We start from the raw sequence: 15,006 nt of genomic DNA, 5'->3' as shown, positions 1-15,006 counted from the left end.
ACTTAACCAGGACCCCTATTAGGCGTACCATTGGACGGCCCCCGCTCGCCGTTCCCCGGGGTTCCCAGAGGCCTACATGCTCCAGCCCGTCTCGGCCAACACCGATCTGGCCGCCGCGCCGCCCGAGGCGCCCGCCGCCGCCGCCCCGCCCGTCCTGCGGGTCAGCACGCTTTCCCCCTTTGCTTTCCCCGCGTTCCGCATCATCTGGATCGCCAATCTGTTCGCCAACCTGGGCACCTGGGCGCAATCCGTCGCCGCCGCCTGGGTCATCACCACTGAACAGAGCAGCCCGCTGATGGTCGCGATGATCCAGGTGGCGGCGGCCTTTCCGCTGGTGGCGCTGTCCATCCTGACCGGCGTGCTGGCCGACAACTACGACCGCCGCAAGGTCATGCTGACGGGCATGCTGCTGGAACTGGCCGGTGGCATCTTCATCACCATCCTGGCGTTCGCCGGCCTCTTGCACCCGGTCACCCTGATCATCTCGGTGTTCTGCATCGCCATCGGCAGCGCCGTCGTCACGCCCGCCTGGCAGGCCGCGGTGGGCGAACAGGTGCCGCGCGCCCATGTCGGCAGCGCGGTGCTGCTGAACAGCGTGAACTTCAACGTGGCGCGCGCCGTCGGCCCCGCCATCGGCGGCCTGCTGCTGGGCGCCACGGGCGCGCCCACCGTGTTCCTGCTGAACTGCGTCTGCTACGCCGGCCTGATCTGGGCCATCTGGCGCTGGCGCCGCGACATTCCCGAACGGCGCCTGCCGCCCGAACGGCTGTTCGAAGGCGTGATCGCCGCGCTGCGCTACACCCAGCATTCCACCGTGACGCGGCTGGTGATGCTGCGGGCCTTTGCCTTCGGCCTGTCGGCCAGCGCCCTGTGGGCGCTGCTGCCGCTGCTGGCCTATGGCCACGAAGACGGCAACGCGCTGCTGTACGGCTACATGCTGGGCGCGCTGGGCGTGGGGGCCATCCTGGGCAGCGCCGTGGTCCGCCGGTTGCAGGCCGCCTGGGGCGCCGGCGGCCTGGTCAGCGCCGCCGCCGGCCTGCTCGCGGCCTGCCTGCTGGCGCTGGGCACGACCACCACCCTGTGGGTGGCGTTTCCCGCGCTGCTGCTGTCCGGCGGCTGCTGGATCGGGGTGCTGGCCACCTACAACACCACGGTGCAGATGCTGGTGCCCGACTGGGTGAAGGCGCGTTCGCTGGCGCTGTACCAGACCGCCATCTTCGGCGGGCTGGCGGCCGGCTCGTTCATGTGGGGCCATTTCGCCGGCACCATGGGCGTGTCCGGCGCCCTGTCGGCAGCCGGCATCATGCTGGGCATCACCGTCGCCCTGCTGTACCGCTCGCGCCTGCCCGAGCAGGTCGACACGCAATCGCTGGCGCGCGCCGACAGCACCGAGCCGGCCCTGTCGGCCGCGGGCTTCAACACCCAGCACGGCGCGGTGCTGGTCGCCGTGGAATACCTGATCGCCCAGGAAAAGCTCTCTGACCTGATCCGCGCAGCCGGCCCCCTGCGTCAGCTGCGGCTGCGCAACGGCGCCCAGCAATGGCAGCTGTTTCGCGACCTGGAACGCGAAGGCGTCTGGCGCGAGGTCTTCCTGGTGGAAAGCTGGATGCAATACCTGCGCATGCTCGACCGCCTGACGCTGGCCGACAAGATCGTGCTGGACCAATTGCGGGCGCTGCACACGGGCGACAAGCCGCCGGTGGTATCGCGCAATGTCAGCTACCTGGCCATGAACGAAGCCCAGGGCTTCTCGCTGCGCCGCGAACCCGAATCCCTCTGACCCACAAGGCCCGACGATGCTGACCTCTCTTTGGCGTAAATGGCGCGCGTCCAGCCATGGCGGACCTCAGCTGGACGTGATCCTGGCCGGCGCCGATCCCGAAGCGCCCCTGGCGCAGCGCAATCTCTGGATGGTGGACCTGTGCCGCTGGATCGACCGGCCGGCACAGGCCCCGAACGACGACGGACGCCACCCGCAGCACGCGCGCCTGCGCTACGTGCTGCAGGTGCTGGAACACAACCCGGCGCTGGCCACGCCCGTCGCCGCGACGCTGCGCTCGCTGATCGTCGACAACGATCCCACCTCGCTGCTGTGCGATACCGGCGTGGCCTCGCACCCGGGCTTCTGGGGCGAATTCTGGGAACGCGCCCAGGCACGGCTGCTGCCGCCGCCGCCCAACCGCAGCGACATGTTCGGCCTGTTCTCGCTGATCTTCCGCAAGGCCCACGATGCCTCCTGGATCGAAGCGCTGGACGACGACACCCTGACGCGCATGCGCCTGCTGCTGCGCCACGGCGACGGGGTGGCGCGCGCGGACCCGGCCGCCCCCGAACCGCCGCCGCGGATTCTCGAAGAAGCGCTCACCAGCAGCATCCAGGTGCTGGCCAGCCAGGTGCGCGCCACCGGCCTCTCCCAGGACATCCGCTCGCGCCTGCCGGGCCGGGTGCGGGAAAATCCGTTCTTTCCGCTGGCCACGGCCGCCGCCGAACTGTGCGACAGCGCCCCGGACACGCCACGCGAGGTCTTCGGCCGGCGCCTGAACGTGTTCCGCGCCCTGCTCGACAGCTGCCGCGCGGCCTCGCAACAGGTCTATGCCGAACTGGAACAGAACGGCGTGTCGGTCGAAGTCGTGTTCCAGATCGAACGCATGAAGCTGCGCCTGGCACGCATCGAGCTGCTGCTGAGCGTATGGGTCGACCCCACCCAGCGCCACAAATACGTGCACCTGGCCGCCGAACTGATCCGCTCGACCCAGGCCCGCAGCAGCATCCGGCACCTGGCGGCCTCGTCGTTCGCGCAACTGGCCCGCCGCGTCATGGAACGCACCGCCGAAACCGGCGAACACTACATCGCGCGCGACCCGGCCGAATACCTGACGATGCTCAAGGCCTCGGCCGGCGGCGGCTTGGTAATGGTACTGACGGTCTACCTGAAGTTCTTCATCGTCTCGCTGCACCTGGACAAGTTCATCGAAGGCCTGCTGGCCTCGCTGAACTACGCCGGCGGCTTTCTCGTGATCCACTTCGCCCACTTCACGCTGGCCACCAAACAGCCCGCCATGACCGGCCCGGCCCTGGCCCACCGGCTGGACGAGGCCAACACCCCCGAGGGCCGCGAGGCCTTCCTGGACGACACCCTGGCCATGATCCGCTCGAACGCGGCCGCCATCCTGGGCAACCTGGCGGTGGTGTTCCCGCTGGCCTGGGCGGTGCAGTGGGTGGCGCAGAACGCACTGGACCGGCCGCTCATCGACGCGCAAAAAGCGCAGGCCACGCTCGACTCGTTTTCGGCCTGGGGCCCCACGCCCATCTACGCCGCCGCCACGGGCGTGCTGCTGTGGCTGTCCAGCCTGATCGCCGGGTGGGCCGACAACTGGTTCGCGCTGCACCGCGTGCACGACGTGATGGCCTACGACCGGCGCATGCGCCACCTGTTCGGCGCGCGCGGCGCGGCCCGCTGGGCGGGCTTCTGGCAGCGCAACATCTCCGGTATCGCCGGCAATGTCTCGCTGGGCCTGATGCTGGGCCTGGGGCCGGCCATCGTCAGCTTCTTCGGCCCACACGTCGAAGTGCGCCACGTCACGCTTTGCGCGGGCCAGATCGGGTCGGCCATCGGCGCGCTGGGCTGGGAAGTCGTGCACACGCATGCGTTCTGGATGGCGGTGGCCGGCACGGCCCTGACCGGCATCCTGAACGTGGGAGTGAGTTTCGCGCTGGCCTTCAACGTGGCGCTGCGCTCGCGCAACCTGCGCCGCGGCGATCGCCAGGCCCTGGCGATGGGCGTGCGCCGGCGTATCTGGCAGCGCCCGGCGACGCTGTTCTGGCCGGTCAAGCCGCGGCCGGCGGCGACGTGACGGGTTGCGGCAACGTCAGAACGTAATGGTGGCCGTGACGGTATCGCTGTAGTCGCCCGGCCGCGGCGTCGCCTGCACCGGCACCCGCCCGTAGACCGTGAACTGCTGGTTCGCACCGGTTCCCGTGCGCGCCAGCGGCGTGCCGCCCGTGACGCCGTCGCCCCAGACCGTCGCGTAGTTGCTGTCCTGGTACAGCTGGTAGCTGACCGTATCCGCCGCCGTGGCGTGCTTCATCTTGCGCGCCGATACATTGTTGGCCACCGAACCGCCGCTGAGCGCCACCGAGAAGGCATTGTTGTTGGTGCAACGCACCGTGATCTGGCCGTTGGCCGTCACCACCTGGTTCAACAGTCCCTGCGGCGGAAACGCCAGGTTGGTGGCATTGATGGTGCAGTTCTTCTGCACGGTCGCCTGCACGGTCAGCGGGATGCTCAGGGTCTGGGTCGGCGCCGCAATCGGGCAATTGATCAGCAGCGTCGCGAGCAGGCCGACGGCGATATCGACGCGGGCCGTCGTGGCGTAGGTTTCGCTGTACAGCGTGTTGGCGTTGCCGATGGTCGACACGCCCGATTGCCCGCCCGGCAGCTTGCCATAGAACGAGAACGACGCAGACGCATTACCGCCCAGCGCCGGGCCAGCCAGCAGCACCGAGGTCGGCGCGATGGTCGTCGCCGCGCCCCATACCTGGCTGTGGCCGCTGTCCGTATACAGGTTGTAGTTCATGCGGAAAGCGCCAGCCCCCAGCGCCCGCGCGGCCACCGACGGACTGGTATTGCCCACGCCGGCGGAAAAGCACAGGCGCGCGCCCAGCGCCAGGGCGGTGAAGTTGCACGTCACCGTGACCGTATTGCTGTCGGCGAACGTATCGGCGGGCAACAAGGGATTGACCGTGCCGAAATTGACCGTGCTGACCGTGCCGGCCCCGAGCGAACATGTGGTCGCCTGTGCGTCCACCGACCACCCCAGCCCCAGCAAGGCCCCCACCCAGAACAACGCGGACTTCATTGGGCAGGCTCCTTCAACGGTTGGCACACGAACGGCCCCAAGGTCGGCAACGGCCGCGCGGGATCATGCCGATACGGAAACTCCACCACGCAGGACACCCCGCCGCCCTTGATACGCAAGTGGTTCTCCGCTTTGAGGTCTTCGACAAACGCAATGCCGTCGTATCCCACTACCGACTGCTTGCCGCTTTCCACATGGGCCACCTGCACCCCCACCGGCACCGCGCCGCCGTCCGGCAGGTGCAGCACCACCGACGCGGCGGCGTAGCGCTGCAGCTGGAATCTGGCCAGCACGCCGGAGCCGGCCTGCGGCACCACCACGACCTTGGTCGACTCCAGCTTCATGTCCACCGGCAATTCATCGGGGTCGATGGACAGGCGGTTGATCTGGTAGGAATTCAAGTCCGGCACCAGCAGGTGCCCGGCGCTGTTGGTGCGGCCCAGCTTGCGATTCTCGTGCAGCACTGCCACGTCCGGCGTGCCGTCGGTGCTGACCAGCGCGAAACCGTCGTTGATGCGACGCGACGGGGTCAGGGCGCCATCCATCAGCACCACCGCGCCCGAGGCCTGCACCGCCGCCTGGCTCTTGCCGGCGTAGTCCTGCCCCAGCGCGGTCACCTGGCCGTAGCGACCCAGGAACTGCACCTTGCCCTGGTTGTACTGGCCGCCGCCGCTGCGGCCGTTTTCCACGCCCCAGCCCCAGCCGCCGTCGTAATCCACGGTGCGCTGCGCGCCGACGCTGTAGAGGTTCTGCTCGCCCTGCTTGCCGGCCGACGCGTTGATCTGGGTGTTGTCGCCCAGCAGGATGGACAGGGCCAGGTAGACGCCGTGTGATCCGGTCTGGGCGAAATCGTTGTACGCGCTCACGTTCATCGACACGCGGCTGTGCAGGTTGGCGGTATAGGACGCCGACCCGATCCTGGCGGCCGGCGACTGCGGCATGCGAAAGCCGATATAGCTGAACGCCATGCTCTGCGAGGTCGTGAGCGGCAGCGAGAACGTCACCCGATCGGTCTGGCGCGGCACCGGCACGTCTTCCCGCGACCCCAGGTCACCGTAATCGCCCAGCGCGCGCACGGTCTGCAGTTCCACGCTGAAGGCGGGCTGCACGTATTGGTAGCCCAGGCTGACCTGCCCGCCGGCATGATTGCCGGCGCTGCCCGACAGCGCGCCGTTGATCACGCCCGCCTGCCCCAGCCGCACCAGGGCGCCCGCGCCCACGTTGTAGACGCCCGCGCTCATCTCGCTATGGCCTTCCAGCGTCAACGCGTCGTCCAGCCCATAGCGGCCGGACGCGGTGAAGGCGGGCCGCTTGTCGTAATCGAAAGACCGCACGCTGAACAGGCGCCGCGCAAAGCCCGCCTCGATCGAATAGCTCGACAGCCCCGCCGCCAGCATGCGCGTATCGATGTACAGCGGCACCGACGTGCTGACGCTGCGCCCCAGGGCGTCGCGCGTCACCAGCGTGGCCTGGCCCGATCCGGTGATCCCCGGGATCTGGTTGACCACGAACGGCCCGGCCGGCACGTTGCCCGAGTATTGCTGCACCCCATTCACATACAGCGACACCGACGACGGCACCACCGACGAGGCGCTCAACGAAGACACCGGAAAGGTCACCAGGTCAGGCCGCAGCGCGAAGTTGCGCCCCCACTGGATGCCCGCCACCCGCACCGAGCGCGACCAGTTCAACGACGACGTGATCGTGTCGCCCACTCGCAGCGTGCGCAGCGTGTCCTGGTCAGATTGGGTCCAGTACGTGTCGTAGCGCACATAGCGGTCGGCACGGCCGCCCATATAGGCGGTGCCGGTATTGTTGAAGGTGCCGCGCGGATCGAAATAGCGTTGTTCGCTGTACATCGACACCTTGTTGTAGGCGTCGGTCTGGGCATAGGCCTCATAGTTCAGGATCAACCCTCGGCCCGACGTGGCCGGCGGTGTCCTGGGCAAGCCGCGCGTATCCACCTGGTAGGGCTGGCGCAGCGCGTCCGGCACCACCAGGTTCACGGACTGCATTGCCGCGTTGTAGGTGTAGCGCAGGCCGGCCACGTCATCGAGCCGGATCTCGCTGTCGTCCCCCGCGCCCAGCTTGCGCACGTCCACCCCCACCGACCCCAGCGCCCCGGGGCTGGCCGACAGCCGGCCCTGCGCGTCGCGAAAGCGCAGCAACTGGGTGGTGTTCACACCGTTGATACTCACCTCCAAATAGACGTCGCGCTCGGCGATATCGCCGAACGACACCAGTTGGATGGGCACGTCCGCCGCCGCCGCCGACGCCCCGATCAAGAAGAGCGCGAGACGGCATGCGCAGCGCCCGCAAGCACGGATAGCGCGTACTGCCATGGGCTGCCTTCTCTTACCCCGCGGCCGCCGGCAAGGCAGGCGCGCAGCGCAATCAGTCAGTCGACTCGCGGCGTCACGGTGACGGCGCTGCCGTTCACCAGGGCCTTGATTTTCAGCGGCCCTGCCGCGCCGTGTCTGGCGGGTATCCGCCATTCGCGCTGGCGCTGGGCCAACGCGTAGCCCAGCAGGCCATCCACTTTCGCCACCTGTGCATCCGCGCCGCCCACGATCTGCAGCGACGCCACCTGGGCGTAGCGCGTGCCGGTGTTGTCCAGCCGCAGAATCCATTCCTTGCCCGCACGCGTCACCCGCCAGGCCAGCTCGGGCGTCGGCTCGGGCGTGGCGCCCGCCACGAACACCGGCACCGAATAGCGCATGCGCAGCACGACGCCGTTGACCAGCGGCGTGGAAGGGTCCGGAATCTCGTCGATCACCAGGCGATAGCTTTTCTGCAGCGGCGCCAGATCGTTGCCGCTGCGCACCAGCCGCACCAGTTGTTCGCCCTTGGACGGCACCTGGATGATGGGTGGGCTGGCCTGGATCTCGGTCGTGGGCGTGAGCACATCATCGCCCTGCGCCTGGTCCCAGGCATACACGCGCACCTGGCCATAGATGGGCGCGGTCCCCGGATTGCGCAGCATGATGCCGGTGGCGGCCTGCTGCGGCGCCAGGTCCACCAGCACGGGGGATATCTGCAAGGTCGCGGCGTGCGCGGGCAGGGCGCCAAGGCTGCAACCGGCGGCCAGCACAATGCCTGCCAGCCCATGCATCGCGCCGCTTGCGCCCGAGTGATTTCCGATCGGGCGCCGCACTAGAAATACACCGTCGCGGTGACGGTGGACGAATAGGTATCGGGCGCCGGAGTCGCCTGCGCGGGCACCGTACCGGTGACCGTCAACGCCTGGGATGCCCCGCTGCCGGTGCCACCGACACGGTCCGCCGCGCCGGTGTCTCCCCACACCACCGTCTGGTTGGGTGCGGGTTGATACAGCTGATAAGCCACGGTGGAGGCCGTGTTGCCCGTGGCCGTGCCGTTCATGAGCCGGTTGGCCAGGGTGGACCCCGTGCCCGTGCCGGCGCTGAGCCCTACGGTATAGGGAGTGGTATTCGTGCAGGTCACGTTGACCGTGGTGGTATTGCTGAACGCGGTGTTCAACACCCCGTGGCTGCCGAAATTGAGATTATTCGCGGCGATGGTGCAGTTTGCCGTGATGGTCAGCGTCACCACCATGTTGGCGGTGGTTTGCGCCTGGGCCGAAAGCGGCAAAGCGCCTGCGGTTGCCAAGGCCAGAGTCGTCGCGCACAAAGACAAGCGTTTCATGAAATCACCCCCACGAAATACTGTTGCACTATCAGACTTGCATAGGAAACATGGTACGTCGGATACACCGGCGCGGCGTGATTCAGTTAATTTTTGAATGACGCTATTTACCCTTTCTAACCGATCCGATTAACAAATCTCGGCAAATCGACGCGTTTTCTCTATGAAAACAGGCTTCGGGCAGTATCGGATAAATTGTTGTAAATCAGCAAATTAGATAATTTCAGCTAGTAACAAAATCCGCCGACTCGACGCCGATTGCCGCCACGCACGATTATGCGGGCCGATTATTCGACCCACACCAAGGGTGACCATCCGGTCGCATTATCGGGCGCAGCGCCCGCATCCCCCTCCAGTCGTCAGGGCCGTCCCCCCTGGCTGACGAAGCGTTGAATCGCCATGTCGCACTAGAATCAACGCACAACCACCCCCTCACTTCCGGTCGGCGCCGCCTGGCCCCGACGCCTTGCCGCGCGGCTCCTCATGTTCTCGTTCTCACGCAATACCATCTATCCGGCGGGCCAGGGCCTGCCGGCGTCCGAGCGCCTGGGCGCGCTGCTGGCCGTCATGCTGGCCGTCTGCATGGCCAGCCTGGACACTGCCATCGCCAACACGGCACTGCCCACCATCGCGCATGACCTGCAAGCCAGCGATGCGGGCTCGATCTGGGTCATCAGCGGCTACCAGTTGGCCATGGTGGCGGGCCTGCTGCCGGCGGCGGCGCTGGGCGAGATCCTGGGGCATCGGCGCGTCTACATGGTGGGTATCGTGGTGTTCACGCTGTCGTCATTGGCGTGCGGGCTGGCGCCGTCGCTGCCGGTGCTGGTGGCGGCGCGCATCCTGCAAGGGCTGGGCGCGGCCGGCGTCATGAGCGTCAACGCCGCCCTGCTGCGCTTCATCTATCCCGCGCCGGTGCTGGGACGCGGCATGGGCCTGAACGCCATGGTGGTGGGCCTGTCGTTTGCCGCCGGCCCCACCGCGGCGTCCACCATCCTGCTGCTGGGGTCATGGCACTGGCTGTTCCTGATCAACGTGCCGATCGGCCTGCTCGCCATGGTGCTGGGCCTGCGCGGCCTGCCCGAAACCACGCGGTCCACGCACGGCTTTGACGGCGTGGCCGCTGCGCTGTGCGCGACGACGCTGGGCTTGTTCGTGCTGGGCTCCAACGAACTGGCGCACAGCGCGCCCTGGCCGCGCGTCACGCTGGAATGGGGCCTGGCCGCCGCCAGCCTGTGGCTGCTGATGCGTCGCCAGGCCGGCCACCCGGCGCCCATCCTGGCGGTGGACCTGCTGCGCCGACCGCTGTTCGCGCTGTCAGCCGCGACCGCCGTGTGCGCCTTCGCGGCGCAAGCGCTGGCGTTCGTGTCGCTGCCGTTCCTGTTCCAGACCGTGCTGGGCTACACGCAGGTGCACACCGGCTTCCTGATCACGCCGTGGCCAGTCGTGGTGGCCATCATGGCACCCATCGCCGGGCGCCTGTCCGACCACTACCCGGCGGGCATGCTGGGCGGCGTGGGCCTGGCGCTGCTGGCCTTGGGCATGGCGTCGATGGCCTTGCTGCCGGCCGCGCCCTCGGCCTGGGACATTTCCTGGCGCATGGCGCTGTGCGGGGCAGGCTTCGGCTTTTTCCAGTCGCCCAACCTGCGCGCCATCATGACGTCGGCCCCGCCGTCGCGGGCGGGCGGGGCCAGCGGCATGATCGGCACGGTGCGCTTGCTGGGCCAGGCCACGGGCGCGGCGCTGGTGGCCGCGTGCTTCAACGTGTCGACCACGCACGGCGCCGTCATGTCGCTGTGGCTGGGCGGTCTGTGCGCGGCGCTGGCCAGCCTGGCCAGTTTTGCACGGTTGCGCTTCGGCGCGGTGGAACCCCCGCAAGCCGCGGCGACGCGCTGAAACCCCTATTTATTGCGGTTGATTTCGATATATTCCAGATCGGGCCAGACATATACGTAAGATGTGCAACACGCGCTAAATATCGTTCAGGCGGGGCCGTTGTCCGGGTGTAGTCCCTCTCTACACCCTAGAAAGACGCGTATGACACAGTTCCTGAAAGACATCACCATCCGCCGCATGATCCTGTGCACCTTGCTCACGATCAGTGTTCTGCTGGCAGGCCAGTCGGCCATCAGCGTCCATGGATTGCGTGGCGCCGGCGAGGCGCTCACCGCCAGCAACAATCTCCTGAACGAAGTCGCATCCCTTTCGCGAGTCAACGACCAGATCATGCGGGCCCGCTTGCGGCTGGCCCGCCAGCTGGAATATGCGCGGGACGGCCTGGCCGGCCCCGCAGCCGAAGAAGGACGCGGCATCGACGCCGCGCTGGACGAGGCCCGCAAACACCAGGCCCTGTTCCTGGAATCGGCCAAGGCGGACACGCCTGCGTCCATCCTGGAACCACTGCAAGGCGGCTTCGATGCGCTGGTCAATGGCGGTATTGCAGTGCAGCGCAATTTCCTGGCCCAGGACGACATCGAAAAGGCACGTGCCCACGCCAGCGGACCGGTGGTTGCCGCCAGCCGGGCCTTCGGCAAGAGTATCGAGAACTACGAGACCTATGCCAAGAACCGCCAGGACGCACTGATCGAATCGGCCGCCCACGAGCGCCAGCAGGCCTATACCGGGATCGGGGTGGTACTGGCCGTGAGCCTGTTGCTGCTGTTTCTGGGTGACCGCTACGTCGTGGCATTCGTCCGGCGCCCGCTTGACGACCTCAAGCAGCATTTCCAGCACATCAGCCGCGGCGACCTGACCGTGCCCATCGTGCCGTTCGGCCGCAACTGCGCGGGGCAACTGATCCCCTATCTGCAAGACATGCAGGCCAGCCTGGTTCGCACCGTGCACGCCGTTCGCGACGGCGTGGCCGAGATCAACACCGGGTCCAGCGAGATTGCCGCGGGCAACCAGGACCTGTCCAGCCGCACCGAGCAGCAAGCCGCATCGCTGGAAGAAACCGCCGCCAGCATGGAAGAGCTGCTGTCCACCGTGACCAGCAACGCCGACAACGCCCGCCAGGCCAACGCCATGGCGGCCGAGGCCTCGCAGGTGGCGCTTCGCGGCAGCGAGGCGGTGCAAAGCGCCGTGGCCACCATGCGCGAGATCGCGCAGGACTCCGGCCGCATCGAGGATATCGTCGGCGTGATCGACGGCATCGCGTTCCAGACCAATATCCTGGCGCTGAACGCGGCCGTGGAAGCCGCCCGCGCCGGTGAGCAAGGCAAGGGCTTCGCGGTGGTGGCGGGCGAAGTGCGTTCACTGGCCCAGCGCAGCGCCAGCGCTGCCAAGGAAATCAAGCAGCTGCTCGGCGCGTCGGGCGCGACGGTGCAGGCCGGCTCCGTCCAGGTCGAGACCGCCGGGCGCACGATGCAGGAAATCCAGGCCGCGATCGAGCGCCTGACGCTGCTGGTCGGCGAAATCGCGGCCGCGTCGCGCGAACAGGTCACCGGTATCGACCAGGTCAACACCGCCGTCACGCAGATGGACCAGGTGACCCAGCAGAACGCCGCGCTGGTCGAACAGGCGGCCGCCGCCGCCGCGTCGCTGGAATCACAGGCCCAGCGCCTGCAGAGTTCGGTCAGCGCCTTCCGGCTGCCGGGCCCGGATGCCGCCCACGAGACCCTGGCCGCGCCGGCACGGGAACGCCTGGCGTTATCGGCGTGAACGCCCAGGCGGGCCGTCAGAACGGCCCGCCTGTGGGCAAAAGACGCCGCGCCTTATTCCAGCGTGGTGACACACACTGGCTGGCCATGGCGCACCACCCGCTTGGGCAGCTCACCGCCGATCCAGTAGGCCAGTTCGGCCGGGTGCGAGATGTCCCAGGCGACGAAGTCGGCCGTCATGTCCGCCGCCAATACGCCATGCGTGGCCTGCAGGCCCAGCGCGCGGGCCGCGTGCACGGTGGCCCCGGCCAGCGCTTCTTCCGGTGTCAGGCGGAACAGGGTGCACGCCATGCTCAACATCAGCCGCAACGACAGGGCCGGCGACGTGCCCGGGTTCAGGTCGCTGGAAATCGCAATGGGCACCCCATGGCGACGCAGCAGTTCAATGGGCGGCAGCTGGGTTTCGCGCAAGGCGTAGAACGCGCCCGGCAGCAGCACCGCCACCGTGCCGGCCGCAGCCATGGCCCGCACGTCGGCTTCGGTCAGGTATTCCAGGTGGTCCGCCGACAGCGCGCCGTAGCGCGCGGCCAGGCTGGCCCCGTGCAACGACGATAGCTGTTCGGCGTGCAGCTTGACTGGCAGGCCCAGGTGGGCCGCAGCCTGGAACACACGCTCGACCTGCGCCGGTGAAAACGCCAGGTGCTCGCAGAAGGCATCCACCGCATCGACCAGCCCTTCGGCCGCCAGCACCGGCAGCATGCGGCGCGCGACTTCATCGATGTAGTCGTCGGCGCGGCCCGCGAATTCCGGAGGCAGCGCGTGCGCAGCCAGGCAGGTCGCCCGCACCGTCAGCGGCAACGTCTGGCCCAGGCGCCGCGCCACCCGCAGCATCTTGCGTTCGCTGGGCAGATCCAGCCCGTAGCCTGACTTGACCTCCAGCGTGGTCACGCCGTCTCGCAGCAGGTGCAGGGCGCGCTTGCGGGCGCTGGCATACAGCTGCGCTTCGGTGGCCTCGCGCGTCGCGCGCACCGTGCTGGCGATGCCGCCGCCCTGCGCCGCAATCACCGCGTAGTCCACGCCTTGCAGCCGCTGCTCGAACTCCTGGCTGCGGTTGCCGCCGAACACCAGATGGGTGTGGCAGTCGATCAGGCCGGGCGTGACCCAGGCGCCGCCCAGGTCGTGCTCGTGCTCGGCATCGATAGGCGGCAACGCGTTGTCGGGACCGATCCAGGCGATGCGCGCACCGTCGGTCACCAGCGCGGCCCGCTCGATCGTCGAATAGCGGCCATCGGCCATGGTGGCGGCGTGGCAGTTGCGCCATACCTGTTTCATGGATGCGCTCCGTCAAAGGCTGGGCAACAGGCCCGGGGGCATCAGGGCGTTCAAGTGGCGGGCTCCGATCAACTGGCTGGCCGCTTCGATGTCGGGCGCGAAAAAGCGGTCTTTCTCGTAATGCGCCACCTTCTCGCGCAGCAACCCGCGGGCCCGTTCCAGCTTGGGCGAGGTCTTCAACCCTGCGCGGAAATCCAGCCCCTGGCAGGCGCCCAACCACTCGATCGCCAGGATGTCGCGCACGTTCTCGGCCATGGGCCACAGCCGCTTGCCGGCGTTCGGCGCCATCGATACGTGGTCTTCCTGGTTGGCCGACGTGGGCAGGCTGTCGACGCTGGCGGGGTGCGCCAGCGCCTTGTTGTCGCTGGCCAGCGCGGCCGCAGTCACCTGGGCGATCATGAAGCCCGAATTCACGCCGCCGTTGCTGACCAGGAAGGGCGGCAGCTGCGACATGTGTTTGTCCATCATCAGCGAAATGCGGCGTTCCGACAGGGCGCCGATCTCGGCCAGCGCCAAGGCCAGGTTGTCGGCCACCAGCGCCACCGGTTCGGCGTGGAAATTGCCGCCCGACAGCACGTCGCCCTGTTCGGCAAACACCAGCGGGTTGTCGGACACCGCGTTGGCCTCGATCTGCAGCACCTGCGCCACATGGCGGATCTGGGTCAGGCAGGCGCCCATCACTTGCGGCTGGCAGCGCAGCGAATAGGGGTCCTGCACCTTGTCGCAATCCACGTGCGAATGGCCCACTTCGCTGTCATCGGTCAGCAGGTCGCGGAACACGGCGGCCACGTCGATCTGGCCGATCTGGCCGCGCGCCTCGTGGATGCGGGCATCGAACGGCACGCGCGAGCCCAGCATGGCTTCGACGCTGAGGCTGCCACACACCAGGCCGGCGGCCAGCAGGTCTTCGGCCTCGAACAGGCCGCGCAACGCATAGGCCGTGGACACCTGGGTGCCGTTCAAGAGCGCCAGCCCTTCCTTGGCGGCCAGCGTCAGGGGTTCGAGCCCGGCGCGCGCCAGGGCTTCTTTGGCCGGCAGCCATTCGCCGCGATGGCGCGCCCGGCTTTCGCCCAACAGCAGCAGCGACATATGCGCCAGCGGCGCCAGGTCGCCCGAGGCCCCCACGGACCCCTTGAGCGGAATGTGCGGATAGACGCCGGCATTGACCAGCGCAATCAGGCTGTCGATGACCTGGCGTCGAATACCCGAACGGCCCCGAGCCAGGCTGTTGATCTTGAGCACCATGATGAGTCGCACCATCGCATCGTCCAGCGGCTCGCCCACGCCGGCCGCGTGCGACAGCACCAGCGAGCTTTGCAACGCCTGCAGGTCTTCGCGCGCGATCTTGGTGGACGCGAGCAGGCCGAAGCCGGTATTGATGCCGTAGGCCGTGCGGCCGTCGGCGATGATGCGTTCGACGCAGGCGACGCTGGCGTCAACCGGCCCGTAGGCCGCCGGGTCCAGCGTCACACGGCCCGGCTGCTGGTACACTTGGCGCAATTGCGCCAGGGTCAGGTGGCCGGGGTTCAGGTGCAGATCCATTGTTTTTCTCCAGG

The 15,006-nt window shown here is 68.0% G+C and carries 10 protein-coding genes; 4 read left to right on the top strand and 6 right to left on the bottom strand.

Annotation, left to right across the window (positions count from 1 at the left end):
* The first annotated feature begins 76 nt into the window (after positions 1-76).
* On the top strand, positions 77-1,780 hold the full coding sequence (locus AC6LJ2_RS05360; protein ID WP_445657997.1) for an MFS transporter: 1,704 nt from the start codon (positions 77-79) through the stop codon (positions 1,778-1,780).
* Between the two features lie 16 nt (positions 1,781-1,796).
* Entirely contained in the window at positions 1,797-3,854 is a 2,058-nt protein-coding gene (locus AC6LJ2_RS05355; protein WP_263912886.1) for a site-specific recombinase, read from the top strand.
* Positions 3,855-3,869: 15 nt separating this feature from the next.
* On the opposite strand, the gene AC6LJ2_RS05350 is transcribed toward AC6LJ2_RS05355, so the two are convergent.
* From AC6LJ2_RS05350 to AC6LJ2_RS05335, 4 genes are read right to left on the bottom strand one after another with little or no spacing between them, the layout of a single operon-like run.
* Positions 3,870-4,859 carry a Csu type fimbrial protein gene (locus AC6LJ2_RS05350; RefSeq protein ID WP_263912885.1) on the bottom strand — a complete coding sequence of 330 codons (990 nt, stop codon included), beginning with the start codon at positions 4,857-4,859 and terminating at the stop codon, positions 3,870-3,872.
* Positions 4,856-7,201: a fimbria/pilus outer membrane usher protein gene (locus AC6LJ2_RS05345; RefSeq protein ID WP_498150972.1), complete on the bottom strand. Its 2,346-nt coding sequence runs from the start codon at positions 7,199-7,201 to the stop codon at positions 4,856-4,858. Before AC6LJ2_RS05345 ends, AC6LJ2_RS05350 begins: the two co-directional genes overlap by 4 nt.
* A 56-nt stretch (positions 7,202-7,257) precedes the next feature.
* Positions 7,258-7,971, bottom strand: a complete 714-nt coding sequence (locus AC6LJ2_RS05340) for a fimbrial biogenesis chaperone (RefSeq protein ID WP_498150971.1) — start codon at positions 7,969-7,971, stop codon at positions 7,258-7,260.
* A gap of 41 nt (positions 7,972-8,012) precedes the next feature.
* Entirely contained in the window at positions 8,013-8,522 is a 510-nt protein-coding gene (locus tag AC6LJ2_RS05335) for a Csu type fimbrial protein (protein ID WP_263912882.1), read from the bottom strand.
* A gap of 483 nt (positions 8,523-9,005) precedes the next feature.
* On the opposite strand from AC6LJ2_RS05335, the gene AC6LJ2_RS05330 reads away from it, so the two are divergent.
* Complete coding sequence (locus AC6LJ2_RS05330) at positions 9,006-10,415, top strand: MFS transporter (protein ID WP_445657994.1); 1,410 nt, start codon at positions 9,006-9,008, stop codon at positions 10,413-10,415.
* Positions 10,416-10,556: 141 nt separating this feature from the next.
* A complete protein-coding gene (locus AC6LJ2_RS05325) occupies positions 10,557-12,179 on the top strand; it encodes a methyl-accepting chemotaxis protein (protein WP_498150970.1) in 1,623 nt (540 codons plus the stop codon).
* A 53-nt stretch (positions 12,180-12,232) separates the two neighbouring features.
* On the opposite strand, the gene hutI is transcribed toward AC6LJ2_RS05325, so the two are convergent.
* Together hutI and hutH are read right to left on the bottom strand one after the other, a co-directional pair.
* The gene (gene hutI / locus AC6LJ2_RS05320) at positions 12,233-13,450 is read right to left on the bottom strand and encodes an imidazolonepropionase (protein ID WP_445657992.1); all 1,218 of its coding nucleotides are present in this window, start codon (positions 13,448-13,450) and stop codon (positions 12,233-12,235) included.
* 12 nt (positions 13,451-13,462) lie between these two features.
* Complete coding sequence (hutH, locus tag AC6LJ2_RS05315) at positions 13,463-14,992, bottom strand: histidine ammonia-lyase (RefSeq protein ID WP_263912878.1); 1,530 nt, start codon at positions 14,990-14,992, stop codon at positions 13,463-13,465.
* Positions 14,993-15,006 lie beyond the last annotated feature (14 nt).

The sequence above is a fragment of the Achromobacter sp. 1014246743 genome (assembly GCF_059760725.1).
Note: the sequence above shows the minus strand (reverse complement) of the source record. Positions and strands in the feature narration are given on the sequence as shown.

Coding starts and splice junctions, on each gene's coding strand:
- AC6LJ2_RS05330 (WP_445657994.1), top strand. CDS start 9,006: ATGTTCTCGTTCTCACGCAATACCATCTATCCGGCGGGCCAGGGCCTG.
- hutH (WP_263912878.1), bottom strand. CDS start 14,992: ATGGATCTGCACCTGAACCCCGGCCACCTGACCCTGGCGCAATTGCGC.
- hutI (WP_445657992.1), bottom strand. CDS start 13,450: ATGAAACAGGTATGGCGCAACTGCCACGCCGCCACCATGGCCGATGGC.
- AC6LJ2_RS05340 (WP_498150971.1), bottom strand. CDS start 7,971: ATGCATGGGCTGGCAGGCATTGTGCTGGCCGCCGGTTGCAGCCTTGGC.
- AC6LJ2_RS05325 (WP_498150970.1), top strand. CDS start 10,557: ATGACACAGTTCCTGAAAGACATCACCATCCGCCGCATGATCCTGTGC.
- AC6LJ2_RS05355 (WP_263912886.1), top strand. CDS start 1,797: ATGCTGACCTCTCTTTGGCGTAAATGGCGCGCGTCCAGCCATGGCGGA.
- AC6LJ2_RS05350 (WP_263912885.1), bottom strand. CDS start 4,859: ATGAAGTCCGCGTTGTTCTGGGTGGGGGCCTTGCTGGGGCTGGGGTGG.
- AC6LJ2_RS05335 (WP_263912882.1), bottom strand. CDS start 8,522: ATGAAACGCTTGTCTTTGTGCGCGACGACTCTGGCCTTGGCAACCGCA.
- AC6LJ2_RS05345 (WP_498150972.1), bottom strand. CDS start 7,201: ATGGCAGTACGCGCTATCCGTGCTTGCGGGCGCTGCGCATGCCGTCTC.
- AC6LJ2_RS05360 (WP_445657997.1), top strand. CDS start 77: ATGCTCCAGCCCGTCTCGGCCAACACCGATCTGGCCGCCGCGCCGCCC.